Source organism: Helicobacter sp. 13S00482-2, from assembly GCF_002272795.1.
Classification (GTDB): Bacteria; Campylobacterota; Campylobacteria; order Campylobacterales; family Helicobacteraceae; genus Helicobacter_J.
On the sequence record NZ_MLAT01000092.1, the window covers coordinates 1 to 445 of the forward strand.

Annotated in this window: 1 protein-coding gene; it reads right to left on the reverse strand. The window is 27.9% G+C overall.

Features of this window, described 5'->3' with window-relative positions; all coding sequences use genetic code 11:
• Nucleotides 1–85 precede the first annotated feature (85 nt).
• Complete coding sequence (locus tag BKH42_RS09250; protein ID WP_095296079.1) at nucleotides 86–331, reverse strand: RNA-binding S4 domain-containing protein; 246 nt, start codon at nucleotides 329–331, stop codon at nucleotides 86–88.
• Nucleotides 332–445: the final 114 nt, after the last annotated feature.

Here is a 445-nt window from a genome sequence, read left to right on the forward strand (position 1 = left end):
ATAATGATTATTTATTGTCTCTATCAATGCTAGAAAAAGGTATTTTAGAACAAATTATTTAGACAAATAGATCTATTTTGATATTTCAAACCTCTATCACATATTCCTCGCTTTTTGTTTTTGGAATGCTTTTTAAGATTGGAATTTGCAAGACTTTATATTTTTTTGTAGTTTCTAAATATTTTATTTCAATGATGTCTCCAATTTTGACATCCCGACTTGATTTTGCCACTATACCATTGATTGAGACAACTCCTGTTTCACACATATCCTGAGCGATGGAACGTTTTTTTACAATATTAGTAGTGTTTATAAATTTATCAATTCTCATTGTGTAAATATAGCTTAAAAATCATAATCACAAGATCAATGATCAAAACAAATAATGATACGATGAGTAGAAATTCACTTTAGGGGCAATATTGACTTCACTCTTTTTGGTATC